Annotated in this window: 21 protein-coding genes; 12 read left to right on the forward strand and 9 right to left on the reverse strand. The window is 57.6% G+C overall.

Annotated elements, in window-relative coordinates:
* Positions 1–23 precede the first annotated feature (23 nt).
* The 5 genes from ACFO5Q_RS04550 to ACFO5Q_RS04570 are packed head-to-tail and all read left to right on the forward strand — an operon-like array spanning position 24 to position 4,606.
* Complete coding sequence (locus ACFO5Q_RS04550; RefSeq protein WP_068151259.1) at positions 24–722, forward strand: 4-carboxy-4-hydroxy-2-oxoadipate aldolase/oxaloacetate decarboxylase; 699 nt, start codon at positions 24–26, stop codon at positions 720–722.
* Positions 722–1,813: a 4-oxalomesaconate tautomerase gene (locus ACFO5Q_RS04555; RefSeq protein WP_068151262.1), complete on the forward strand. Its 1,092-nt coding sequence runs from the start codon at positions 722–724 to the stop codon at positions 1,811–1,813. Before ACFO5Q_RS04550 ends, ACFO5Q_RS04555 begins: the two co-directional genes overlap by 1 nt.
* Positions 1,810–2,688, forward strand: a complete 879-nt coding sequence (locus ACFO5Q_RS04560; protein WP_068151265.1) for an NAD(P)-dependent oxidoreductase — start codon at positions 1,810–1,812, stop codon at positions 2,686–2,688. Before ACFO5Q_RS04555 ends, ACFO5Q_RS04560 begins: the two co-directional genes overlap by 4 nt.
* On the forward strand, positions 2,685–3,707 hold the full coding sequence (locus ACFO5Q_RS04565; RefSeq protein WP_068151267.1) for an amidohydrolase family protein: 1,023 nt from the start codon (positions 2,685–2,687) through the stop codon (positions 3,705–3,707). The genes ACFO5Q_RS04560 and ACFO5Q_RS04565 overlap by 4 nt, the downstream gene beginning before the upstream one ends.
* 2 nt (positions 3,708–3,709) lie before the next feature.
* A complete protein-coding gene (locus ACFO5Q_RS04570; RefSeq protein ID WP_068151270.1) occupies positions 3,710–4,606 on the forward strand; it encodes an amidohydrolase family protein in 897 nt (298 codons plus the stop codon).
* Between the two features lie 29 nt (positions 4,607–4,635).
* On the opposite strand, the gene ACFO5Q_RS04575 is transcribed toward ACFO5Q_RS04570, so the two are convergent.
* The 4 genes from ACFO5Q_RS04575 to ACFO5Q_RS04590 form a co-directional block, all read right to left on the reverse strand.
* Entirely contained in the window at positions 4,636–5,244 is a 609-nt protein-coding gene (locus tag ACFO5Q_RS04575) for a hypothetical protein (protein ID WP_068151273.1), read from the reverse strand.
* A gap of 52 nt (positions 5,245–5,296) precedes the next feature.
* A complete protein-coding gene (locus ACFO5Q_RS04580; RefSeq protein WP_068151275.1) occupies positions 5,297–5,725 on the reverse strand; it encodes a nuclear transport factor 2 family protein in 429 nt (142 codons plus the stop codon).
* Positions 5,722–6,324, reverse strand: a complete 603-nt coding sequence (locus ACFO5Q_RS04585; protein ID WP_068151277.1) for a class I SAM-dependent methyltransferase — start codon at positions 6,322–6,324, stop codon at positions 5,722–5,724. Before ACFO5Q_RS04585 ends, ACFO5Q_RS04580 begins: the two co-directional genes overlap by 4 nt.
* Before the next feature lie 73 nt (positions 6,325–6,397).
* Positions 6,398–7,834: an alpha/beta hydrolase family protein gene (locus ACFO5Q_RS04590; RefSeq protein WP_068151280.1), complete on the reverse strand. Its 1,437-nt coding sequence runs from the start codon at positions 7,832–7,834 to the stop codon at positions 6,398–6,400.
* A gap of 215 nt (positions 7,835–8,049) precedes the next feature.
* Between ACFO5Q_RS04590 and ACFO5Q_RS04595 the strand changes: the two genes are divergently transcribed.
* From ACFO5Q_RS04595 to ACFO5Q_RS04615, 5 genes are all read left to right on the forward strand, one after another.
* Complete coding sequence (locus tag ACFO5Q_RS04595; protein ID WP_068151283.1) at positions 8,050–8,643, forward strand: TetR/AcrR family transcriptional regulator; 594 nt, start codon at positions 8,050–8,052, stop codon at positions 8,641–8,643.
* A 160-nt stretch (positions 8,644–8,803) separates the two neighbouring features.
* Positions 8,804–9,472: a hypothetical protein gene (locus ACFO5Q_RS04600; protein ID WP_156432040.1), complete on the forward strand. Its 669-nt coding sequence runs from the start codon at positions 8,804–8,806 to the stop codon at positions 9,470–9,472.
* A 5-nt stretch (positions 9,473–9,477) separates the two neighbouring features.
* Positions 9,478–10,488: a hypothetical protein gene (locus ACFO5Q_RS04605; RefSeq protein WP_068151290.1), complete on the forward strand. Its 1,011-nt coding sequence runs from the start codon at positions 9,478–9,480 to the stop codon at positions 10,486–10,488.
* Positions 10,478–11,611 carry a hypothetical protein gene (locus tag ACFO5Q_RS04610; protein WP_068151293.1) on the forward strand — a complete coding sequence of 378 codons (1,134 nt, stop codon included), beginning with the start codon at positions 10,478–10,480 and terminating at the stop codon, positions 11,609–11,611. Before ACFO5Q_RS04605 ends, ACFO5Q_RS04610 begins: the two co-directional genes overlap by 11 nt.
* 14 nt (positions 11,612–11,625) lie before the next feature.
* Positions 11,626–12,186, forward strand: a complete 561-nt coding sequence (locus tag ACFO5Q_RS04615; protein WP_068151297.1) for a hypothetical protein — start codon at positions 11,626–11,628, stop codon at positions 12,184–12,186.
* Positions 12,187–12,260: 74 nt separating this feature from the next.
* Here the strand turns inward: ACFO5Q_RS04615 and ACFO5Q_RS04620 are convergent, their stop codons facing one another.
* Positions 12,261–14,969 carry an MASE3 domain-containing protein gene (locus ACFO5Q_RS04620; protein ID WP_068151301.1) on the reverse strand — a complete coding sequence of 903 codons (2,709 nt, stop codon included), beginning with the start codon at positions 14,967–14,969 and terminating at the stop codon, positions 12,261–12,263.
* A 109-nt stretch (positions 14,970–15,078) separates the two neighbouring features.
* Entirely contained in the window at positions 15,079–15,561 is a 483-nt protein-coding gene (locus tag ACFO5Q_RS04625; protein WP_068151303.1) for a hypothetical protein, read from the reverse strand.
* A 311-nt stretch (positions 15,562–15,872) separates the two neighbouring features.
* Here ACFO5Q_RS04625 and ACFO5Q_RS04630 point away from each other — a divergent pair, with 311 nt between their 5' ends.
* A complete protein-coding gene (locus ACFO5Q_RS04630) occupies positions 15,873–17,027 on the forward strand; it encodes a hypothetical protein (protein ID WP_068151306.1) in 1,155 nt (384 codons plus the stop codon).
* 223 nt (positions 17,028–17,250) lie between these two features.
* Here the strand turns inward: ACFO5Q_RS04630 and ACFO5Q_RS04635 are convergent, their stop codons facing one another.
* Both ACFO5Q_RS04635 and ACFO5Q_RS04640 read right to left on the reverse strand, forming a co-directional pair.
* A complete protein-coding gene (locus ACFO5Q_RS04635; protein WP_068151309.1) occupies positions 17,251–17,802 on the reverse strand; it encodes a hypothetical protein in 552 nt (183 codons plus the stop codon).
* A gap of 120 nt (positions 17,803–17,922) precedes the next feature.
* The gene (locus ACFO5Q_RS04640) at positions 17,923–20,058 is read right to left on the reverse strand and encodes a serine/threonine-protein kinase (protein ID WP_068151312.1); all 2,136 of its coding nucleotides are present in this window, start codon (positions 20,056–20,058) and stop codon (positions 17,923–17,925) included.
* 198 nt (positions 20,059–20,256) lie between these two features.
* Here ACFO5Q_RS04640 and ACFO5Q_RS04645 point away from each other — a divergent pair, with 198 nt between their 5' ends.
* A complete protein-coding gene (locus tag ACFO5Q_RS04645; protein ID WP_068151316.1) occupies positions 20,257–21,801 on the forward strand; it encodes a sigma 54-interacting transcriptional regulator in 1,545 nt (514 codons plus the stop codon).
* Here the strand turns inward: ACFO5Q_RS04645 and ACFO5Q_RS04650 are convergent.
* Positions 21,798–24,284 (reverse strand): TonB-dependent receptor domain-containing protein, encoded by a 2,487-nt coding sequence (locus ACFO5Q_RS04650; protein WP_068151318.1) that lies wholly within the window; start codon positions 24,282–24,284, stop codon positions 21,798–21,800. The two genes, ACFO5Q_RS04645 and ACFO5Q_RS04650, sit on opposite strands and share 4 nt — an antisense overlap.
* Positions 24,285–24,286 lie beyond the last annotated feature (2 nt).

Here is a 24,286-nt window from a genome sequence, read left to right on the forward strand (position 1 = left end):
TCAGGGGCTTCAGGAGACTGACTATGAGTGTTGTGGTTACGAACATCAAACGCGTGGAAGACGCCATCATCCAGCAGTATCTGGACAGTGACCTGGGCGTCGCCACCGTGCATGAAGCGCAGGGCCGGAAGGGGCTTTTGGCCGCAAATATCAACCCGATCCAGACGGGCAGCTTCATCGCGGGTAATGCGGTGACCATCAGCGCGCCACCGTGCGACAACTGGATGATCCATGTGGCGGTGGAGCAGTGCCAGCCGGGCGATATCCTGGTGCTGGCGCCAACGTCGCCGTCTGACGCTGGCTATTTTGGTGACCTGTTGGCCACGTCGCTGATGGCGCGCGGCGTGCGCGGCCTGGTGATTGACGCGGGTGTGCGCGACACACGCGACCTGCGCCAGATGGGCTTCCCCGTTTGGTCAAACTGCGTGTTCTCACAAGGCACGGTCAAGGAAACTTTGGGCAGCGTGAATGTGCCGGTGGTGTGTGCCGGGCAACTGGTGAACCCGGGCGATCTGGTCATTGCCGATGATGACGGCGTTGTCGTTGTCGCGCGCCATGAAGCCGAAGCTGTTCTTGAAAAAGCCAAGGCCCGGATCGCCAATGAAGAAGCCAAGCGCAAACGCCTGGCAGCGGGTGAACTGGGCCTGGATATCTACAGCATGCGCGAGCGGCTGGCCGAAAAAGGCCTGGTTTACGTTGATCAGGCAGGCTGGAAGGGCTGATGCTGCGATCCTTCAAGGCCACACTGATGCGGGGCGGGACCTCGAAAGGACTGTTCATCCACCGGGATGAGCTGCCTTCGGATTCTGCGCAGCGCGATCAGGTCTTGCTGGCGGCCATGGGGTCGCCGGACCCACGCCAGATCAATGGTGTTGGCGGGGCGCACCCGCTTACGAGCAAGGTTGCCGTCATTGGTCCGTCGAGCGAAGACGGCATTGATGTGGACTATCTGTTCCTGCAGGTGGTGGTGGATAAGGCTGAAGTGTCCGACAGCCAGACCTGCGGGAATATGCTGGCGGGCGTTGGCCCCTGGGCGATCGAACATGGCCTTGTTGCAGCGCAAGAGGGCGAGACCAAGGTCACCATCAAAATGGCCAACACAGGCGCGATCGCAGTGGCCTATGTGCCGACGCGCGATGGGCAGGTAGTCTATGAAGGCGATTGCTATATATCTGGCGTGCCTACACCCGCGGCCCCCATTCCGCTTGATTTTAGGGATGTTGCCGGGTCTTCATGCGGTGCGCTTTTGCCGACCGGGAATGTCACTGACACCTATGACGGTGTGGATGTGACCTGCGTCGATAACGGCATGCCGGTTGTTGTGCTCCGCGCCGAAGACTTCGGCCTGACCGGCAATGAAAGCCCGGCGGAACTTGAAGGCAATACAGCCCTGAAGGAACGGATTGAGGCCATACGCCTGCAGGCGGGGCGGGATATGAATTTGGGCGATGTGGCCCAGAAGACTGTGCCCAAAATGTCGTTGGTGGCCGTGCCCACGTCCGGTGGGTATCTGAACAGCCGCACTTTCATTCCGCACCGGGTTCATGAGGCCATCGGGGTGCTGGGCGCCGTCAGCGTAGCCTCCGCCGCCATGATCGAAGGATCGGTGGCTTACGGCTTGGCCGATCAGTCAAAAGCGGGTTCCGGCCAGCTTGATATCGAGCACCCGACCGGCTTTTTCTCGGTCGATGTTGTGGTTGAACCCACTGCTGACGGCTATGAAGCCCGCAAGTCCGCGCTGATCCGCACGGCCATGAAGCTGATGCAGGGGGACGTGTTCGTGCCCGCAAGCTTGTTCGGAGGGGCGGCATGACAAGGATCGCGCTGATCGGTTTTGGGGAAGTAGGCCAGACACTGGCTGAAGACCTTGTCGGGCTCGGCCACAAGGCGCTCACGACCTATGATATCCAGTTCCCGGATGCTGCCAGCAAACCCAGCAAGGCCATGCCAGACCACCCGGCGGTGACTGGCTGCAGGTCGGCTGCAGACGCTGTCGCGGACGCTGATCTGGTCATAAGTGCCGTAACCGCGGAACGGACCGGCGAGGCCGCGGCCAGCTGTGTGGGGTATATGAAGCAGGGCGCCTGGTTCATGGATGTGAACAGCGCATCGCCCAAGACCAAGGTCGAGGCCGCCATGGCGGTCAACGACGCAGGCGGGCGCTATGTCGAGACATCGATCATGTCCCCCATCGGGCCAAAGCGCATAAAGGCACCGATGCTGGTGAGCGGCGATCACGCGCTGGCGTTCACCGACGTGGCGCACAGCCTTGGCTTCACCGGTATTACCTTTTTCTCTGCCACATACGGCCAGGCTTCGGCGGCCAAGATGTGCCGCAGCGTGATCGTGAAGGGCGTTGAAGCCCTGGTCACAGAAGCACTGGCCTCGGCGCATCATTACGGCGTGGAGGACACGGTGATAAAGTCGCTCGGCGACCTGTTCCCGGGCCTCGATTGGCCTCAGCTTTCCAGCTACATGATGTCGCGGGCTCTGATCCACGGCAAACGCCGGGCGGAAGAAATGCGCGAGGTTGCCAAAACCGTGGCGGACGCCGGCATGGAACCGCTGCTGAGCGACGCGATCGCGAAGCGGCAGGACTGGTCAGCAGCGCTTCAGGTTGACCCGTCCGATATGGCGCTTGCCGAACTCCTCGAAACCATCTCATCCAAGAAAGAAGGTGTCTCATGATTATTGATTGTCATGGCCATCAAACCATTGTCCCACAGCCGCATCTGGATTACCGGGAGCAGCAGAAGGCCCGGTTGAAGGACCCAAGCCTGGCGAAGCCCGCGGCGCCCGAGATGAGCGACGATGAGATCCGCGAAGGCATCGAGGCCAACCAGTTGCGGCTTTTGCGCGAGCGCGGCCACGATATGACGATCTTTTCGCCGCGCGCATCGCGGATGGAACCGCATGTGGGGGACGCCGACACGTCCCTTGACTGGTCGGTCGCGTGCAACAACCTGATCAAACGGGTGATGGACCTGTACCCTGATACCTTCATCGGCGTGTGCCAGCTGCCGCAGACGCCGGGCGGCACCATGGATAATTCTATCAAGGAGCTTGAGCGCTGCGTGACCGAGCTTGGTTTCGTGGGCTGCAACCTGAACCCCGACCCCTCCGGCGGGCACTGGAACAGCCCGCCACTGACGGACCGTTATTGGTACCCCTTCTATGAAAAGATGGTGGAGCTGGAAGTACCCGCGATGATCCATGTGTCGGGGTCCTGCAATCCCACCTTCCACGCCACGGGGTCATACTATATCGCGGCAGATACCAACGCCTTCATGCAGTTCCTGGAAGGAGACCTGTTCAAGGATTTCCCTGAGCTGAAGTTCATCATCCCTCACGGCGGCGGCGCGGTGCCGTACCATTGGGGCCGCTATCGTGGGTTGGCGGACATGCTGAAGAAGCCGTCGCTGGACACCCATGTGATGAAGAACATCTATTTCGATACATGCGTTTATCACCAGCCGGGCATCGACCTTTTGTTTGATGTGATCGATATCGACAATATTCTTTTCGGTTCCGAAATGGTTGGTGCTGTGAGGGGGATTGACCCGCAAACCGGTCGCTATTTCGATGACACGCGCAGCTATGTGGATGCGCTCGATCTTTCGGACGCAGACAAATACAAGGTGTTTGAAGGCAATGCCCGCCGGGTGTACCCGCGGCTGGATGCCTACCTCAAGTCTGTCGGGAAATAAGCATGGCAGGCTACACCAAAACCGAAGGCTGGCTGGATTGGCACCCAAACCCCACCAAGCCCACGTACCAGCCGCCGGCGGGCGCCGTTGACGCGCATTGCCATGTCTTCGGCCCCGGCGACCAGTTTCCCTTCGCGCCGGAACGCAAATATACGCCCTGCGATGCCTCCAAGGACCAGCTTTGGCACCTTCGCGATTTTCTCGGGTTTTCCCGCAACGTGATCGTGCAGGCCACCTGCCACGGTGCCGACAACCGCGCGCTTGTGGACGCGCTGGAGCATTCCGGCGGCATGGCGCGTGGTGTGGCGACAGTGCGCCCGGACGTGACAGACGCGGAGCTGGGCGCGCTTCACGCCGCAGGCGTGCGCGGGGTGCGGTTCAATTTCGTCAAACGCCTGGTGGACACGCCGCCCACAGGGCCGCTCATGGAAATCGCGCACCGCATCAAGCGCCTTGGCTGGCATATCGTGATCTATTTCGAGGCCGCAGACCTTGAAGAATATTATGATTTCTTCTCGTCCCTGCCCACCGATGTGGTGGTGGACCATATGGGCCGCCCGGATGTAGCCAAGCCGGTGGACGGCCCTGATTTCGCGCTGTTCCTGAAGCTGATGCGTGATAACGGGAACTTCTGGTGCAAAGTGACATGCCCCGAGCGGCTGACGCTCGCAAGTGGCCCGCCGCTATACGCAGACGTGATCCCCTTCTCCAAAAAGGTGGTGGACCTGTTCCCGGACAGGGTTCTGTGGGGCACGGACTGGCCGCACCCGAACCTCAAGTCCCATATGGTCGATGACGGCCATTTGGTCGACATCATCCCCCACATCGCGGACACCGAGGAAAAGCGCCATAAGCTTTTGGTTGATAACCCCATGCGGCTTTACTGGGGCACTGCCTGACTGGCCAGCCTTAAAAGGACCGCAGAGAGTTATTCGCCGCCCACCAGGCGGCCCATGAACTCGCCATACAGTTCATAGGGGCCAGTTGACCCTACCGGCCTTGAAAAGTAGCGCTTTCGGTATGTGCCGAAGGAAAATTCCACGACTTCCTTCTTTTCCATCACCTTGCCTTCAAGGGGCGTGGAAACATAGGTGGTCACATACCGCCAGTGCCCTTTTGCGTCCGGCGGAGAGAATTCGTTGATCGCCTCTTTGGTGCCAACAACTTCCTTGCCGTTTTCGTCCTTCATCATGAACACCCAGAAGGGCGCCTGATAATGCCGGGTGAAAGCAAAGCCGCCGTAATCATGATGGTCTGAAAGCGCCCCGACCCGCGTGATGGTCAGATTGATCGGGTTGCCGATGCGCCATGCGCCCGTCTCTGGGTTTTTCAGAAGTTCGGTGCCAAGCCATGTGCCTTCCATGCTGGCGAGAATTGCCTTGATGTCAGTTGATGAGGGGGCAGGGCTCTCCTCGCCCGCCACCGCAGCACCTGAGGCAAAGTAAGCCGAGATGCACAACATGAAAACATAACGCAAGGCAATATCCCGCAACCGCCCCCTGCCAAAGGCTGAACCGTTCAATTTTTTCCCGATCATACGCTTTTCCTATTTGCTGTTCGGGCAACCACGCCCCGTTGACGTGAGGACATCATTTTTCCTTGTACCCTGATACATGTGACCCGATTGCTCTCCAGTGCCCATTTTCCTTTATGAGATAGTTGCTGGATTTATATTTGTAGGTGTCGGTGGCCCCTGTCCCATCAACCACAGCAAACTTGCCGTCATAAATTTCCAGGCGCTCAATGGTGTAGCTGAAATTGCTTGGCGTCCAAGCGTGCTTTGACACGAACTCAATTTCACTTTTTCTGTCAGAACGCCGCCCCTCGTTATCAATCATTTCAAACGTTGGATGAAGGATTTGGCCGAGCAGATCCGTATCCTGTGTGCGGTAGGCTTGAGGCCAAAGTACCGTCTTTAAATGTCTCAACGTGGCCTCATCGCCGGAGGTTGCCCAAACAGGGCTCCATCCAGCCAAGTGCGTCATAGCGATGGCGATAAGTATTGCGTATGCCCTCATTTTTCTTTCCTTTCGGCCGTCTGTGTGTGGTGTTCCATGGTGTCCGCTCCCTTAATGGCTGTGCCTTGATACATATAGTCCAGCACCCTTGGCGCATCCCCCATATGATAGGTTTTCAACGTTTCAATCTGCATGCCTGCGGCGGTGATCAGGTCATCTATCCTTCGATTGCAGTGGCACCCGTCGCTGATAAACTTCTGAATGGGGTTCCACCTGTTCTGCCACTTGCGGATGCTGCTTTCCGGGCTCAGCCCGTGTTCCAGAAACGTAAAAGTGCCACCGAGCTTCAAAACCCGCCGTACTTCCAGCAGCGCGCCCTCAATGTCCGCGAGGGAACAAAGCGTCATATGGGAGACAACGCAGTCGTAACTCTGGTCCGCAAAGGGCATGTGCGCCGCGTCAGCAAAGTAAACCGTGACATTGATATCCGCTCCGGTGATGCGCCTTGATGCCCTCTTCAGCATTTCACCGCTTTTGTCGACCGCAGTCAGGCTCCGGATGGTACCGGGGTAATACGCCAAACTGTGTCCACAGCCGAAACCAATTTCCAGAACCTCGCCATGCACATGTTGCAGGCTTTCCTTTCTGGCCGCAGCCATCGCGGGGCTGTCTGCTGAGTGATCCTGCAGCAGGGGGAAAAGTTTTCGTCCGATAGGGCCAAGAACCACAAGGTTATTCCGTTATCATCCCGCCGCAGGGTGACTTTTCGCAAAGCCACTCGGCTATGCGCGACAGCACATCGGGCCTTATGGTCTCATCCAGGGCAGCATATTCTTCTGTCAGGCCTGTGTTTGCTGACTGGAACATGTGGTTCGCGTCTGCAAAAATTGCTGTCTCCACGGCGACAGAGTGAGACCTCAGGGCGTTTGCTATGCCCATGACGTTCTGTTTCGCAGGAACCAGTGTATCCTTGCCGCCACCCAGAACCAGTACAGGGGCGCGCACGTCCGCCCAGTAATCCAACGGGTTCGTTTCCAACAAAGCCCTGAATGTATCGTTTGAGGCAAACCCCACATTCAACGTGCCTTTGCTGCCGCCCCATTTGGTGACCGTTTCAGCGGCTCGCGCAGACAGGCTTTCATACAGGGCTTGCAGGGCTGTGGCCCTGGCGCCAGCACCATTGACCGCCAGGACGGTGTCATAGAACCGCTCGCTGAAGTCGCGCAGGATAGCCAGTTCCTCTTCCGTCGCGCCCTTCATTGCCGCCACTTTCTGGTCTTGCTGGATCAGAACCTCGCGCACAGGCAAGCCGGGGCCGGCTAACGAAACGATGGACTTAATCGGTGAAGTGCGGCCTACCATGGCTGCAACCATGCTGCCTTCGCTGTGGCCGATGAGATGGATATTTTCCCTGGCCACATATGGCTGGTTCATCAGGAAACCCAATGCGGCTGCCGTATCCCGGTGAAAATTGTCAATGCCCGCCTTCTGGTAATCGCCGGAAGATTTCAACACGCCCCTTTTATCCATGCGCAAAACAACGAACCCGCGCCGGGACAGATAGTCCGCCAGCACCAGGAAGGGGCGGTGACCAAAGAAATATGAATCGCGCTGATTGGGGCCGGAGCCAGAAATCAGCAGCACAGCAGGATGGCGTCCGGCTTTGGCTGGGACTGTCACTGTGCCAGCAAGCCACACATTGTCGGCCTGGTTTTCAACGCGCACCTCGGAAGACGCATAGCCAACTTCTGCGGTGGGCGTTTGGGGGCGGAGCGCTTCCTGCAGGGCCGCCACTTTTCGCAGCCTGAGGTCGAAGCGGCTATTTCCCTGATTGAAAACAGCGGCAATGGATTTTCCGTCTTCCTCAAGCAGTCCAGATATTGAAACGTCTGCGGAAGCCAGGACAACAGTGATCCTGCCGTTCAGGTATGTCAGCCTGCTTACAGACATATAGCGCACGCCTTGATCAAGGCTGGCGACATTCGCGCCCATCTGGCCATCAGCTTTACGGAAGACTTCAAGCCCGATGCGGAATGTCGGCCCATCAGGAACCTGCATGTCGCCCTGCCAGGCCCCGGTAATGTCATCCATCGTCTGCATTGCCGCAGCCGGAACTACCGCCCATAGCAGAAGAACCGCGGCTACAGCGTTCATCATCATTTTATACATATGTTTCCTCATTCCTGTCGTGTGTAGAGGGAGCATTTTTGCTTCCCATTTATTGTTTGCCGCATCATTACCGACATATGTCGGTAATGTCAAATCGTTTGCCACACCGCTTGTTGCGGAGCACCGAATGCCTGAAAAAAGCAATATTTTTCATTGTATTAGGTGGCGCCGCTTTGTGCTTGCAGTAACCGACACATGGCGGTTATAACCGTCTTATGCGGACTCGACTCGCCAAGGAAGACAGAAAAGCAAACATCGTGGTGGAGGCAAAAAGCCTCTTCCAAACCCTTGGTTATGGCCAGACCGAAATGGAGGATATCCGCAGCGCCTGCGGTATCTCCCGCGGCGGGCTTTATCATCATTTCGCCAACAAGTCGGCCATACTGGATGCTGTGGTGAAGGCAGAGGTTTCAGACCTTGTCAGCAGCATCGAAGGCGAGGCAGACCCTCTGGTGGCCTTGTTGCGCAACGGGTCGGTTCACTTGGGGGCGCAAGAAGGGCTGTTGGCTGCCTTCAAGACGACGGAGGAGAAAAGGGCGTATCTATCGGCTCTGGACCAGGCGTTTTCAGAAGACCTGTTGCCTGTGCTGGCGGCAGGGCTCGAACCGCTCGTCGTCTCTGGCGCACGGGCGGATCATGTGGCGGAGCTTTTCGTTACGATCAATGCGCACATAAACCGGCGTGTCCTCATGGGCGGTTGGTCTGACGCGGAAGCGTCGCACTTCGCTGCGACTGCCTTGATGGCCCTCACGCCGTTCCTGAAGGCACCGGTTGCGATTAACGAACTGGCCCAAACGTTAAGGGGGTAAGGCTTCACGGCGAGTACCTGGGCTTCAGGTGTGGGAGAACGGTCAACACCGGTAACGGCTTTATAGACTTGATGCGGGAAGATACTACCCCTAGAGTTGATATTCGGGGAAAACGGCGTGTCACCATTTGATGAAGCAGCATTCATTTAAAGCATTTCTGTTGATACTGGTCGCAAGCTTCGGTGCGCGAGCCGAAAGTGTGACTGTGCTGGACCTGACAGAAAGATTGCGCGACGAAGTTCCTGTTGCCGGGGAGGTCATAACGGGAGCCATGCTGGAGACGTCGGCTTCCGTTCTGGATACCGACATGCTGTTTGCCTATTTGCCGAAAATGGACGGCCTGGTATGCGCGAAAATTACGTCTTTTGAGGGACGCTACACCGCCTCCATAAAATACTCTGTCACGACCGACCGGCAGGGGTGGTACCAGCTGCCCACCAGCGACAAGCATAAGGCCTCGTTGGAAGGCTATGCGGGCGGCCAATTGGTCGTCAGGGTTTACACACCCAGCGACAATAGCTGTCTGAACGCAGTGTCCTATTTCTGGTCCCGCTGGGGGGCAGTTGTAAGCGATGCTGCGGCATACAGGCTGTATGTCAATTCAGGCAGGTACCCCACTTTCCTTCGGGCTGATGGGGAGAAACCCACGGTTACCAACTGTGTGCCCATCAAGGGAACCAGGAATTTCGCGTTTGATAGTATGTGTCAGGTTTCGTTGGGTCATGCGGAACCGTTAAATGCAACGATCCTGCGACGAAAGAGGGGACAGTTCCTGCCCCCGATCAGCTTGAGTCTGCCTTATGTTCCCTCAGAAATTCAGAAGGAATAGGGCGTATGGTGCTTGAGCTTTCTGGCGACGATGTAGAGCGCATCGTAAAGAATAAATTTCAGCGGCTCCTTTTGCCGCTTGTCTTGATCGCGCTACCGGTGATTATTTCACTGGCTATCCTGTCTATCGGGTGGGATATCAGCTTTTCGGTCACGGCAAGAACCGAAGTAATCACGATTGATGCTGCCGGTGAAGCCTTGCCCGAATGGACGATAAAAGACGCGCGCCTTGAGGAATATACAATCGATCCTTCGGTGGATGGGGGAATGGCTCCCGATATTCGGCAGCTCAGCGGTACCCTGGCAATCGGGCGCGGCGCCTATGTCCGGGTTGAATATGCAGGGCGCGACTTCGTCTATATTGACGTGAGTTCGTCGAACACTGAACCCGACACGTCCATTGCAACCTTCCGCGATGGCGAGACAGGAACGTCTGAATTTATCAGGGATGGGTTTTCGCTCAGGCTTTCCGTTAAATCGGATGGCTCAAAGGTGCTTCTGCCGATCGGTGGTGTCCTGACCGTCGGAGATATCGTTCACCTTCAAGGGGCTGCGGATCAATATATTCTGCAGGAAGGAAGTGTTGAAGGGGTGGCCGAGGAGGCCGTTTCAGATGGTCGTTTCGTCGCTGTGGAGGCCGAAGTAGATCCGGGCGACGTGATTTCTTTCTGGAACGCCGTAGATGATCCAGCCACCAGTATCGGTTTTCTGGAATTTCGTCACGGCAGTTCAATGCTTGCCCAAATCCTTGGCAATGCAGCGTGGGTTAAAGTGGACCGCCTGGGGTCCGACGGATATAAAATTCAACCGACGCTGTGGGACCGGGTCTCGAAAGACCAGTTTTTCCAGAAATCTGCCTTAATCTATTCCGGATTGGTGCCGATATTCCTCAGTTTGCTGATTTATTGGTCTCGAACAAAAATTGCGTCGCGGTCGGCTCCGCGCCCCAAACGCATAGAAGAGGCGAAGGCTAAACCAGAAGCGATCAAGGAGCAGGCAGAGCCGGATGAGACTTAGCTTTCTAATATTCGCTGTGTTGTTGTCCATGGTCGGCATAGCGGTGCAGGCGCAACAGATTGTGGCCGTTGAGGGTGATGGCCAGGGGCAGGGCGTTTTGCGTGGCTATAATGCGGAATGCTATCTGATCACGCCTCAGCATGTCGCTGGGTTTGCGCCCCAGTTGCGCGTTTTGGACCAGCGCCGAATGGAACAGACCGCAGTTCTGCAGGCCACGTATGAGCCTGACATTGGCCTGGCGATGATTGACAGCAAGGCGTCGCGCTGTTCGGAAAACTGGCCGGACAGCCGGTATCTGCCGCCACTTCTGCCTAAAATGTCAGAAGGCATATTGCTTTCCCGCAATAATGACGGCGGCTTGCGCCGACGCTTCATGAATATCATCGAATTCAATGACCGCTGGATTTACGTGCGCCCCTCCAGTGGCGGCGATGAACTGTTCCAGGGGCTTAGTGGCAGCAGTCTCGTTGTTGGCGATCACCTTGCGGGGATGCTGCTGCACATAGACTTTGAAGACGGCACCGGTGCAGTGCTGCGCCAGGACTATATCGATGCCATGTTGTCCACACGGTTTGGCTATGGCTCTTCCGGCCGGAATGACAGCGGCTCCAACAATCTGCTGTTTGATGAAATCGGGCGGGAGAATGGGTGGCTTGTTGCGACGCCATCCTCGCGGAAGGGGGATGCTGTCAGGGATGCTGACCACCTGAAGCTGCGGTTTACAGGCCGTGGTGACGGGCAGGCGAATGTACAGATATCGCAGACAGTGGCAGTGCCGACGCTTTCAGGGCTGGTCATCAGCTTCGACCTGAGCGGTGAGGCCTATTTCAGTGACCTGGAGTTTGCCGGATACACGTTCGATTTGCTGACTGAAGGTGGGAAGCTGATAAAACGGCTGTATGCTTCAGCCGACAGCTATTATGCACCCAAGGCCGACAACAGTCATCAGCTGAACTGGCGGTTTGGCGAAACAAGGATCAGGCTGGATCAGGTGGCCGGGGCCCTGAACGGTCAGGATGTCAGCGCCGTTCGCGTGTCCTTCCATATTGAAACACCACGTGGCGAAACTTGCAGGCAATGTGAGCTTCGGGTAAAAATGCCAGTAATGGTTTATGAAAAATAGCTATAGGGGGAGTTATGTTGCTTAAGGGTCTCGCAGTTATTGGCCTGCTGGTCACCAGTTCAACAGCATTGGCACAGGACAAACGAATTGATCTCAGCTGGGAATGGGAGCTGCCCGTTCGTTGGGCTGAATACGATAGCAGTGGCGCGTTTTATGAACTCCGAACGATTAGCGACCCGGAGAAATTTCCCGGCAGCATTTCGGCACGTCGGGCGACCATCCGGCGCGATCAGCTGGAGGTGATCTTCGTTGTTCATAACCAGTCCGATCGCTACACCTGCTTTTTTGTAAATGGTGACAAAGACACTGTTCATCTGGATGATGATTTCGGTAATGAATACAAGGGAGCAACCCTGATCCTGAATGATGGGCAGGATGCAAAACTGGCCCCGAACCAGCGAAAGAACTTCAAGCTGCGGATGCCGGCGCCAAGCCCGGATGCGCTTTCGGCCAACTTTCATTTTGGTTTCCTACATGCTGTGATGGAGCATAATTCGGGCCAGTGCCCGGATCCGCAGATCAATTCCTATTTCCAGCATAAGCTCAACGTGGACGTCAGCAGCTGGCGGAATTAGAGGCTGAGCTTGATCGCGAATTTCTGACTGCTTGCCGCATTCCCGAATAAGGTTGCAATGGCAGGCGTTTGGCGTCAGCTCCAGTTGAAGTGATCTTCTTCAATCACTTCGATGCAGGCGTCCACCACCTCTGGTGCATAGGCAGTGCCGCGCCCGCGCCTTAGCTCCTTCAGGCCTTCTTCGATGCCCAAGGCAGGGCGGTAGGGCCGGTGTGCGGTGATGGCCTCAACCACGTCGGCCACCGCGATCACCTGGGCTTCCGGGATGATCTCATCACCCTTGAGGCCTTTGGGGTAGCCTGTGCCGTCGATCCGCTCATGGTGCTGGACGACCATGTCGGCGATAGGCCAAGGGAAAGCGACGTCCTTCAGGATGTCGTGGCCCACCTCCGGGTGGGATTTGATGATGCCGAACTCGGCGGATGTCAGCTTGCCGGGGCGGTTCAATATTTCCGCCGGTACATAGATTTTGCCGATGTCATGGACAGTGGCCCCAAGGCGCATGCCCTCCAGTTTGAATTCATTCCAGCCCAGCTTGCGGCCGATGGCTTCCGCCAGCTGAGCCACGCGGCCCTGGTGGCCTGATGTATAGGGGTCGCGCTTTTCAAGCGTGGTGGCCAGGGCGTTGATCGCGCCCAATGCTGCATTGCCGAGTGCTTCGTGGGCGGACACAATCTCTCGCGTCATGCGGCCCGCCTTCAGCGCCAGCGCGATGTTGGTCGCCAGTTCCTGCATCAGGTCAATTTCCTGCGGGTTCGGGAAGGTATCGCGGTTGGCATGAATGGTCATCGTCGCGACCGGGTTGCCACCCTCCATAATCGGGAGGGAGACAGTTTTTTCAAGATCAAGCGAGCCCGCCAGTTCCTGCCATTGCCGGTAATATAGGTCGTCTGAATGGCTGTTGGTGAAAACCTTGGTGCCGGACTTGAGCGCGGTCTGCGCCGGGCTGGTGCGCGCGGCGGCGAGGCGGGTGAGGTCTTTTTCCCCTATACTGTTGTTTTCGCTGGCGTAGGTCGTGATTTCAAGGGGGCTTGCGGTTGCACTGTCCTGCGGCTTCGCGAACCACACAAGGCGGTATCCGAGCGCGCTGACCAACTCACGCGCCACATCCTGCAGCATTGCTGAGGGTTCTTGGCTTTTCATCATGATGGCCTGGCAGCGCATGATGGTGTTCCGGATGCTCGCGAGTTGAGTATTGATCACCTCTGCGTGCTTGCGCTCTGTGACATCGGTTGCGATGGCATAGGCGACTTCGTTGCGCGCAACAGAGGACCATGAGATCAGCCTGTATTCGCCGGTTTTGCGGCGATATCGGTTCTCGAAGCTGAGCGTCGCGCCTTTTTCGTTGAGGCTATCCATCTCGGCCAGCGTCTTCTCAATGTCGTCGGGATGTACCAGTTCAAGGAATGTCTTGCCTTCAAGTTCCTTTGGCGCATAGCCCAGGATGCGTTGGGCTGCCGCATTCACTTTCAGGATGGTGCCGTCAACTGTAGACGCAATGACATTCATGTGCATCGGGGTGTCGAAGAAGTTCTCAACCTGATGCTGCAGCGCCTGCTTTTCCGTGATGTCGATGATACTGACGGGGACAGATGCGAAAGCTGCATCGCGGCGGGGAATTCGGAAGGAGATCAGGCAGGTCAGCGCCTTGCCTTTTGCCGTGACATAGTCCACCTGGCCGCGGAAATAGGGTTTCTTTTTCCAGATGGCGGCAAGTTCATCCACAAAAACATCCATGGCGTTCGGCCCGAATGCCTTGTCGACACGGCTGATGAACTGCCGTTGGTCTTCCGCTTCAAACATCTGGAGTGTCGCCCTGTTGACGCGCAGCACGCGGACCATGCCCGCAAGTTCCGTGATTTTTTCCGGGTTCTTGCGCAAATAGCAGCGCAGGTCGCGCACGCCACTTTCGCGCAGGCGCTTCAGTTCCGCCTGCACGGCTGAGAGGTCTTCGTCCCAAAGCGAGATTTCGGCATTGTCGAAAAGCTCATTCGCCCGTTTACGCTGCCGGTCCAACTGGAAATAGGGCTTCTGCAGGTTCGGGATGACAACCGCCCGAAAGATCAGCCAGAAGGAGAAGATCTTGAAGACATGCCCAAGGAGGTTCGCCGTGTCGTCCGGCCCCTCATAGAGCGTGAAGGCAAGCTCGGCGGCGATGGTCATGAAAATGGCGGTGCCAAGCAGGACCTCTTCTTCCTTCGGGATTCGGAAGGAAGCCAGATGCAGCTGGGCTGAGGCAAAAATCAGCCCCGCGATGATGATATATTCGGCGTTGACCTTGAAGGCGGTCAGCCCCTGGCCGTCGATATATCCGGTGGGAAAGATGCCCAGAAGAATAAGCGCCGTGCCAAGGGCGGCGATGGCGCCATACCCGAAAAAGAGCCTTTTTGAGCGCACGCTGCTGCCGATCAGGTGCGGGGTGACGATCAGGATCAAGGTTTCGAGAAACCGCGCGAGCAGCCAGAACTGTACCGACAGATTGACCGAGCCGGTCAAATAAAGGTTCATGCCTTCAAAGGTGAAGGCGTGGTTGGTATCGAGGAAGGCGACCCAAAAATAGCCAGCAGCCAGGAGCGCCAGGAACCGGTTCCTTTCCACCCACTGGGTTTCCCAGGACAGCACGCAGATCGCCAATGCCACAAAGATGGCGCCCAGTTCCGCAACGGTATGGAATGTCAGGTAATCGTGCTGGGCGATCAGTATTAATATAATACCGGCAACAACAGGGGGCAGCCATAATTTGGTATGGCGAAGATTTGTGTAAAAATCGGCCCATGAAAGCACGAAGAAAATACCCCACCTTTATTTGACGGTTATATCATACGCCGAACAATAACATTCACCTTATCGTTGAGCGTGCTTACCGTCCAGTGGTATCGAGGGGCGCCGCGCCTCACTGCTTCACCACCGATACCCGGAAGGGCGTCAGCCGAAGCGACGCATACAGAACCGGCATCATCACCGGCTCATAATCCGGGCACAGGGCGAAGGGCTGGCTGTCCGGGCTTGCGACCACAAGGGCGTCGTCTTCCACCCGCCAGCCCACAGACCACAAGCGGTTGGGGTTGGCGAAAATGGAACCGCCTTCGGCCTGGTAATCCAGATAGTGCGGCTGGCCCGCTATCTCGCATTCCAGATAGTCGGTGTCGCCGTCGAAACTAAGGCGGCGGAAGCTGGTGGCCTGTTCCTTGTGCGGCACGAAACAGAACAGGCGGCGCGAATTGGGGCGGTATCCCAGATAGCCGGTCTCGCCCTGTTCGGCCCCGCTTCTGTAGGTCAGCTTCACCAGAATCTTTTCCCCGCTTGTCGTCAGCCTGTCCTTGAGAAGGGTTTCCATCACCTCATCCGCAAGGGTGAATTTTGCCAGCATGTTCATTGTGTCTCTCCTGTGCCCGGCCAGGTGCCCATTGTCAGGCATTTTTGTGCTTATGCCCCGCCTATCAGCAGGAAGTGTGCCAAAGGGACAAATGGCGGAATTCGGGGAGTTCGTGTCGAAATTGCATCAATTCCCGCATTGCTGCGCCTGTCGCGCGCCTGTCCGACGTGTCCGACACGGACGCGCCCTTGTGCCCACCCATGCCCCTGTATCTAATTCATTGAAAATTCATGATTTTTCAATTGGCACGTCCCCTGCAATCACCAGAGTTACGCACAGATCACCAGCGACTACTTGAGGGGACGAAGACAATGAACGCACCACTGATTTCAATGCAAAGGGGCCTGGGTCAAGACCTTGCCGCTGAATATAAAGAGGAACTGATGGGAGTTGTATTGCACGCGAGCGCCGCACTTGAGGCCCCGTCGCCGTCACGCGGCCTGCCCGCCACTTTCCAGAAACGCTATACTGAAGCCAAGGCCGCAGCTTATGCCTTTGTCAATCAGGTGCTGGACCCGCTTCTGGAGGTGCCGAACTATCTGAAGCGCCAGCAGCAGATCATTTCCAAGAACCCGGTGGGGGTGAGGAACTGTTTCACGCTGCTGCGCGACGAGAGCGCACCGGCGGACGCCCGCCAGCAGGCCAGCGACTTCCTGAAGGTGCAGGCAGATACGGCTTTCTTCAGCCTCAACAGCAGCTCCGGCAAGGTGCTGACGCTGGAGGCCAGCATCCGCGACTATTCGGATAAAATGACCAAGCCTGTGCAAGCCCTCAAGAAGCTGGCGGCGGAAATCCGCACCCAGACTGCGCGCCAAGTGGACCTGGCGCAGCTTCATGCGTTTGAAGGCCAGCGCAACCATCTGGCGATGCAGTTGCGCGCCTCATCCTGGCAGCTGATTGAAAATGGCGTGCGCACGGGCGAACGCTTCCGTCTGGCGCATGCGGAAATCTCGAAAGACATGCCGTGGAAGAAGGTGCCGTTCGTTTCTGTGGTGGCACAGGTGGGGGAAGAGACCATCAAGCTGGACGGCAAACTGCTGCAGAAGTCGGCGGCGCGGGCGCAGGCGCTTCATAACAGCCTGTGCGACGCGGCCAAAAGCGTGTTTCACGCCGGGGCCACGGCAGACACCATGGCGGCCCTGATGATGCATGCGCAGGATGTGCTGGCGCAGCGCAAGGCCATCTGCGAACAGCTGCTTCTGATCGCGGCGGAGATCGAACGCGCCATCACCCACTGCACCGAAATGCAGAAGGCGCTTGAAGGCCGGGATTTTGAGGCCGCCGAAGCCGCGTTTGAGAATATGGCCGAAGCCTGGCACGAAGCCGTGCTGACGGCCCAGGGCATGGAAGTGGATATCGCTTACGCGAACGGTGATTTCCTCAGCGTCGGCATGGCTGACAAGGTGCTGGGTGAAAAGCTTGCGGAAGTCACGCCCGCCCATGGTCTTGCCAGCGAGATCTGCTGACCCCCAGTCAGCGGTGGGATGTGAGCCGGTGCGATGGTTTTCCGTCGCACCGGTTTTTGTTTGTGGAGTGACGAAGGGGGGGCTATTGGGGCGTGTCGGGCGCTGCCACCTGAAGCGTGTCTGACACGCCTAACATGTCTGAAAAGGGCGGGCGGATGAGGCGCAGGCATAAAAAAAGCGGGCACCGCAGCGCCCGCTTTTATTTGCTCTTAAATATATGGTATCAAACCGGATCGCTTCCGTCTCCGCTTGTAGTCTCGGGGTCGAAGCTCAGTACGCGGGCGATGCGCACTTCGTCACCGCCCGTGTTCTGGTAAATGGCGATGCCCAGGAAACCGGCCAGCTGCCAGAAGCCCTTTTCGGCCACTACTTCAACGGGGGCCCCTCTCCAGTTGCTCACCCAGGTGCTGATGCCTGTTGATGGGTCGGTAGAATGCTGTGGTTCGCTCCAGCTGCCCACAAGGCATTTGGTTACCTGGTCCCGGTCAAACGGGGAGAAACTATCGAAGTCCTGATTCACGTTGGGCACAGACACCAGATCAAGGCTGATCGGCTGCATGCCGCTGACCTTCCGCAGTTCCCCCGGCGTGGCGGTCATTGTGACTTCCACATCAATGGTGTCACCCGCCTTGAACTGGATACAGCCGCTATAGCGGCCTTCCTTGGTCATGGCGTTCTTGCCACCGTCTTCGAATTCATAGAGCAGCGCGTTGGAGATCTGGTCCCCATCAAACTGCAGTTTCAGTTTATAGTTCGTTGGCTTTTTCGCGGTCATAAAAAGACTCCCCGGTTGTTAAACTGTCTCATCAAAATTGGGGCGGGTGCCCAACTCAAAACACTGAGAACTAGTGGCGCTTGCCGTCCCATCAAAGGGGGTAATAGCAAGATGCGTGCCTTATGATGGTCGGCTTGCAAGTAATTTGTGATAGGCCGGGTCTTCACGAAGGGCATTCAGGTATGGCTCGTTCTGGATTTCGCTTAACGGATGGCCAGCGTCCATCGACTGTCCCAGAAGTTTGAGGGCCTTGTCCCTTTCGCCTGCCTGTTCCATGACTACAGAAGCCCGGAATAGAACCCACCGATTTTTTGGTGCAAGTTCAAGGGCTCGCTCCGTCTTTTGTAGCGCTTCCTTAGGTTGCCCGGACTTTGCATAATATAGTCCAGCACGGCTCAGCATTGCTGGGCGGTTTTCATTAGGCTGAAGTCGCGCCGAAAGGAGTTGAATAGCTCGTCGATAGGCGACTTTTCTGTCCTCTTCTTTTCCCGGCATCATGCTGTAAGCATCGCCGAGATTTGCCCACATGATATAGTGGTGGCTGTTGCCTTGTGCATCAATAGCGCGTTCAAATGCATTGGCTGACTGAGCGTATTGACCGAGAGCGAAATAGAAAGAACCAAGGTTGCCATAAAGCATCGGATCTGGGCGGACTTGCAGGCCCTTTTGTGCTGCCGAAATGGCACCGAAGCTATCTCCTTTGGCGAAAAGCACTGCGCTAAGTGTTCGGTATGCGAAGACGTTGTCGGGCGCTAACTGAACTCCCATCATTGCGCTTGCATTTGCTTTATCATAGTTGCCTGCCTTGTAGTAGGTATCTGCCAACAGAATGTGAAACCGCCCAAACTTGGGGTAGTGATTAACTCCATCCAGGAGAACACGGATTGCTTCATCATACCGCCTAGTGTTTTTCAGATGTCTGCCAAACCCTTGGAGAGCGAAAAAGTTGGTTGGGTCAAGTGATAAGGCTCTCTGGTATGCTTGATCGGCTTCCAAAGCTTTTCCATCATATTCAAGAGCCCAAGCCATGGCAGTGTGGCTGATCGCTAATTGGTCATCTAATGCTAAGGCGAGTTCTGCAGAAGCCTTGCCGTTTCTTAACTTGATTGGGTCGGCTTCAATGCTTGCATACTCCAGTAGTAACGCGAGGCTGTAGCCGCCGGTAGCAGCCGCGTTTTCGGGGTCTTCTGCGAGAAGGGTTTGGAAGGTGGCTTGGGCCTTTTCAATTGCGTCTTTCTGCTCGAAATTCCTCAACCGGTCCATGCCCGCTTCGATGCGGCCGCTGACGGTCAGCGGTTCGTCACCCATGAAGCGCGCGCCATAGAAGCCCGCGCCCAGCGCGATAACAACCATGGCGGCCGCAGCGATACGTTTGAGCGACACAAGCTTTTTCGCCTTATCCGCCGCTTTCCGGTCCCGCATCGGGGTGCCGGGGTCGGCGCTGTCGATGGCCTTGAGGACATCCGCGAATGTCTGGGGCCGCGCCGCGCGCTCTTTTGAAAGCATCCGCGCCACCAAATTGGCGCACCATGTGGGCACGTCCGGCGTGTGGGCCGAAATCGGCGCGGGGTCTTCGTTAAGAATCAGATGCACGATCTCTGCGTCCGATCCCGCCTTGAAGGCCCGCTCCCCCGTCAAAACCTCATACAGAAGCGCGCCGAAGGAAAAGATATCAGACACTTCATCGGGCTTTCCGCCTTTCATCACCTCAGGCGCCATATAGGGCAGCGTACCCAAAATCAGGCTTTGCCCCAATGACCCACGGGTCAGGGTTTCCATATCATTGGCGGTGGGCGCTGTTTTCGCCAGGCCGAAGTCCACCAGCACAGGAACTTCACCAGACCGCATGATGATATTGCCGGGTTTGATGTCGGCGTGCACGATGCCAAGCGAATGGCTGGCCCTGAGCGCATCGGCCAGTTGCCGCACCAGCGCGAGGCGTTCCTCAAAAGGCGGGGTTGCGCGCTTCAGGTAATCCTTCAGCGGTTCGCCGTCCAGATATTCCATCACCATGGCGGTGTGGCCGTCATGCTCTGAAATTTCAAAAAGCGTGACGATATTGGGGTGATTGAGCTTCGCCAGCGTCTTGGCTTCAACAAGGCTCGCCTTCGGGTCCGCGCCGTCGGACACCGACTTGTTCAAAAGCTTGATGGCAACGGAACGATCGAGCAGCGTGTCTTCCGCGCGGTAAACGGTGCCGTAAGCACCCTTGCCCACAGTCTCGCCAAGCGTGTACCTGCCGATCGTCGTACTCATTCCCGATTTCCCCCGCCCCAAACATCGGCCCGTCACTCAGGCCCAAAACACAAAAGGCTCGCGCACATTTGCCCTGCCTGCTATATCGCCTTAAGTTGCTATAGAGGCACGCAAAAGTAGACAGTATTGCTTTTACGCGTAGCTTCATGACATTTCAAGGACAGTAGGCGCTGTCCGGTCTTGTGGGGAGACAGCAGCATGCAGGATGAAACCGGCGATTACGGCCTGATGGACGAAACCGTATCGGTTGATACCGGGCGCGGCATGGGCGCGGACCGGGAAATCCTGCTGCCCAGCCTTGGCATCATCTGGCATGCAGACGCCTCCCGCATAGGCGCGGTGGCGCCGCTGATGTTCGGCCGGGCCACTGAGGCCAGCGTGTCCCGGAATGCGCCGATGTTCCGTAAGCGCGGGTCGGCGGAAGAACCGCTGGCAGACCGCCGGATTTCGCGCTCTGAACTCATGATCAAGCGCACTGGTCCGCGCGAATTTTCCATCACCCCGCCAGACAGCAAGATGAAAGTTCTGGTGAACGGCCAGCCGGTCACCGCGCCGGTCACCGTCAGCCTGGATGCGCTGGGGGACGATATCATCATCACGCTTGCGGGCACGGTTGTGCTGTCGCTTTTCCTGAGCCCGGCAGAGACCGCGCCCCAGCCGCCCGAAGGCCGCCTTCTTGGCATCAGCGGGGCGATGCAGTCTGTCTGGCGGGCGATTGCGCGGGTTGCGCCGACACACCTTCCGGTACTTATCCGGGGCGAAACCGGCACGGGCAAGGAACTGGTGGCGCAGGCGCTTCATCTGGCGAGCGACCGGGCGTCTGAAAACCTTGTTTCAATCAATATGGCGACGCTGTCGCGCGAGCTTGGCGGCGCTGACCTTTTCGGGGCGGCCAAAGGCGCGTTTACGGGCGCGGTCAGGGACCGGATCGGATTTTTTGAGACCGCCGACAAAAGCACCATTTTCCTGGATGAGATTGGCGATACGCCCGCGGACCTGCAGGCCATGCTGCTCAGGGTTCTGGAAACGGGCGAATTCCGCCGCGTGGGAGAAACCCGGCTGCGTTTCTCTGGCGCGCGGGTGCTGGCGGCGACAGACCGGGCCTTGGGCGCGGATGATTTCTCTCAGCCGCTTCTTCGGCGGCTTGAGAGCATGGTGATCGAGATTCCGCCGCTCAGGCGTCGGCGCGTGGATATCGGCCTTCTGATCAAGCATTTTCTGGATACGGGTGCTGTGGACACGCGGCCAGTCGATTTTGCAGACCATATCACCGCCATGGTGCTGCATGACTGGCCGGGCAATGTGCGCGAACTGAGGAACGCGGTGCAGCAAATCTCCGTTGGGCATGTGCCGCAGTTCGGTGCGCCAATGGATGGGGGCGAAATGGGCCCTACCGGTGTGCCCGAAATGGGAACAAAAACCCCAGATGTGCCCTCTGGTAAGCCTGCATCGAAGCCCACCTACCGCGCGCCCGCAAGTGTGACGGAAGCCGAAATGCTGGAAGCCCTGGATGCCGCCGATTGGCGGATCAAGGAAGCGGCGGAGCATCTGAATGTCTCGCGCACCGCACTTTATGGGTTGATGGAAAAATCCAGCAGCGTCAGGACGTTAGAGGATGTGCCGGACGCGGAAATCCGTGCTGCGATGGACGCTCACCCTGGCGATATCGGCGCCTGGGCGCGGGCGCTGAAGCTGCCGCAAGGGGTGCTGGAGCGCCATACCAAAAAGATGATGTTCGACTAAAAGCGCCAGCCCAGTTCCACGCCGAACGTGCGCGGGCGAAGCGGGGTTGCATGTAAACCTGTGGAAACAATGATGAAATTCGGATTGTCCGGGTCCTCGCCCTGGATCACCTCAAGGCTCAGCGGGTTGCCAAATGCGAAAACATTGGATTTGTCAGCCAGCAGATTGGTGCCGTAGATGGTCAGCGACCAGTTATCTTTCTGCAGCCCGAGCCGCGCATTGACCAGATGATAGCTGTCCATCTCTGGTGAAAAATCGCTTTCAAACAGAAGGTTAGCGCCGCCCTCAAAGCTATAGTCCGCGCTTGCGCTCATGCGCAGGTCGTCGCGGATTTCGAATTCCTTGTAAACCGATGCACCCGCTGAAAACTTCGGTGTGGCGGGCAGGGGGGTGCCCACTTCCGCGCCGAAGCGGGCTGTTGTGTCTGTCAGCTCGCCGTCGCTCGCCGACAAGTGCGCGCGGACTTCGAAATCATAGGCTGGGCGGTAAGTCAGCTCGAACTCAGCACCCACTACGCGGGCGTTGCCGACATTGTCGATATCCGGCAACCCTTCGAAGCTGAACTGCTGGCTCTGGATGCGGCGCCACAGCGCTACATAGGCCGCACCCGTGGTGGTTAAAGCCTTGTTCGGGCTTTGGTATTTGAAGCCGACTTCATAATTGGTCAGCGAGTCCGACTGGAAGTTCGAAAGCTCATCCGCGAGCTGGCTCTCGCCGCCGATGGGGGTCGGACCGGTCAGGTTGATGCCGCCCAGCCGGTAGCCTTCGGCCACCTGGGCATAGATCATCAGGTCCTTGCTGTGGTGATACGCCAGCACCGCCTTCGGGGTGACGCCGGATTTCTTTTGCTCGCCGTCCGTCTGGGCAAACAGGAACAGGCCAAGGTCCACAAGGTCGGAGGACGCGCGCTCGCGGTAGTCGAACCAGCGAAGCCCGCCGGTCAGTGCCAGTTTTTCCGTGAGGAAGTAGGTCACTTCGCCAAAGAGCGCGGTTTCCTTCAGGCTGCCGGTGAGCAGTTCGGTGTAGATGTTCAGGTCGCCTTCTTCGGACGGCCAGATGGCGGAGGCAGGTACAGCGAGGTTCGAATGGGTGCGCTCGCCTCTCTTCGACCAGAAGGTCCCGACAGTCCATTCAAGTCGCCCCCCGGTCCTGGATGACAGGTGCGTCTCATTTGACGTGGTGGCGATGTCGCGGTCCAGGCTGAAGGGGCTGGGGGCCACGTCTATCAGGATCAGTTTCGGGACCGCGAGTGAGCCGTCATAGGTGGCGGTAATGTTGCGGTCGGTCCAGCTGAAGGTGCTCTCAAGCGTGCCCCAGTCATAGTCCGCGCCCAGCGTGGCATAGACCTGGCTGAAGCTGTCTGTCCTGGGTTCCTGGATGTAATTGCCGCGCTTGGTGAAGGTGCGCCCGACATCATAATAATTGCTGTCGTCCCGTTCGTTTTCCTGCAGGGTTATGCCTGCGAGCAGCGACCAGTTGTCCCCAAGCTTCAACTGGGCCGACAGGCGCCCGCCATAGGTATCTGACTGGTTGACATTATCCAGCCCCAGCCGCAGGTCGTCGATATAGCCGCCTTCATGCTCGAAGTAACCCGCTGCGCGGATGGCCAGCTGGTTCTCGACAAGTGGGATATTCACAATGCCGCTGACATCCTGGGACGGGGTGCCGCCCTTGGTCCAGGCAAGGCCTGCAGTGGCGCTCAGTTCCACTTCCGCGAGGTTCGGTTTTTTGGTGATCACCCGGTAAAGCCCGGTAAGAGCACCGGAGCCATATAGCGTGCCCTGTGGGCCGCGCAGCACCTCGATGCGTTCGATATCAATAAGCCTCAGCGATGGGTCGGGCGCATTATAGGTCAGGCGCGTATTGTCGAAATAGGTGCTGACAAGCGATTGCGCGCGCCCGGAAAAAGCCCCGTCCGAGAGCCCGCGCACGATGACCTTGTTCTGGCCGTCGCCCTGGTTTGTGGCATGCATGCCAACAATTCGCCGGGCCGCCTGGTTGGTGGTGCCGATGCCAAGCTGCTCTTTGGTGGCGGCGCTGATGGCGCTGATGCCGTATGGCAGCTTCTGCAGATTGTCGGCGCGCCTGAGCGAGGAAACCATGATTTCCTGGACGAAGGGTTCACTGTGGGACGAGGCTTCAGTTTTCGGGGCGGGCTTTCCCTCGGGCGGCTTGCGGAAAACCCGCACCACGCCGGGGCTGACGATCTCGAAGGTGAAACCGGTGCCATCCAGCAGATGCTCCAGGCCTTCACTGGTGCTCATGTCGCCGCTGACTGCCTTCGCCTTGCCGTCCCTGAAGGACAGTGGCGGACGGCCAATGGAAATGCCGGCCTGACGCGCGAAAGAGGCTAGCGCCTTGGCAAGCGGCATGGCCTCTATGTCAAAAGTCTTGGATTCTGCAGACGCCGAAGTTTCCGTCGGGGCGGCAAAGCAGCAGGTCAGCAGCGCCAGGGCGGAAGCCTTCTTCCCAACTATGCGCACAT

This window comes from Kordiimonas lipolytica (assembly GCF_042651265.1).
Classification (GTDB): domain Bacteria; phylum Pseudomonadota; class Alphaproteobacteria; order Sphingomonadales; family Kordiimonadaceae; genus Kordiimonas; species Kordiimonas lipolytica.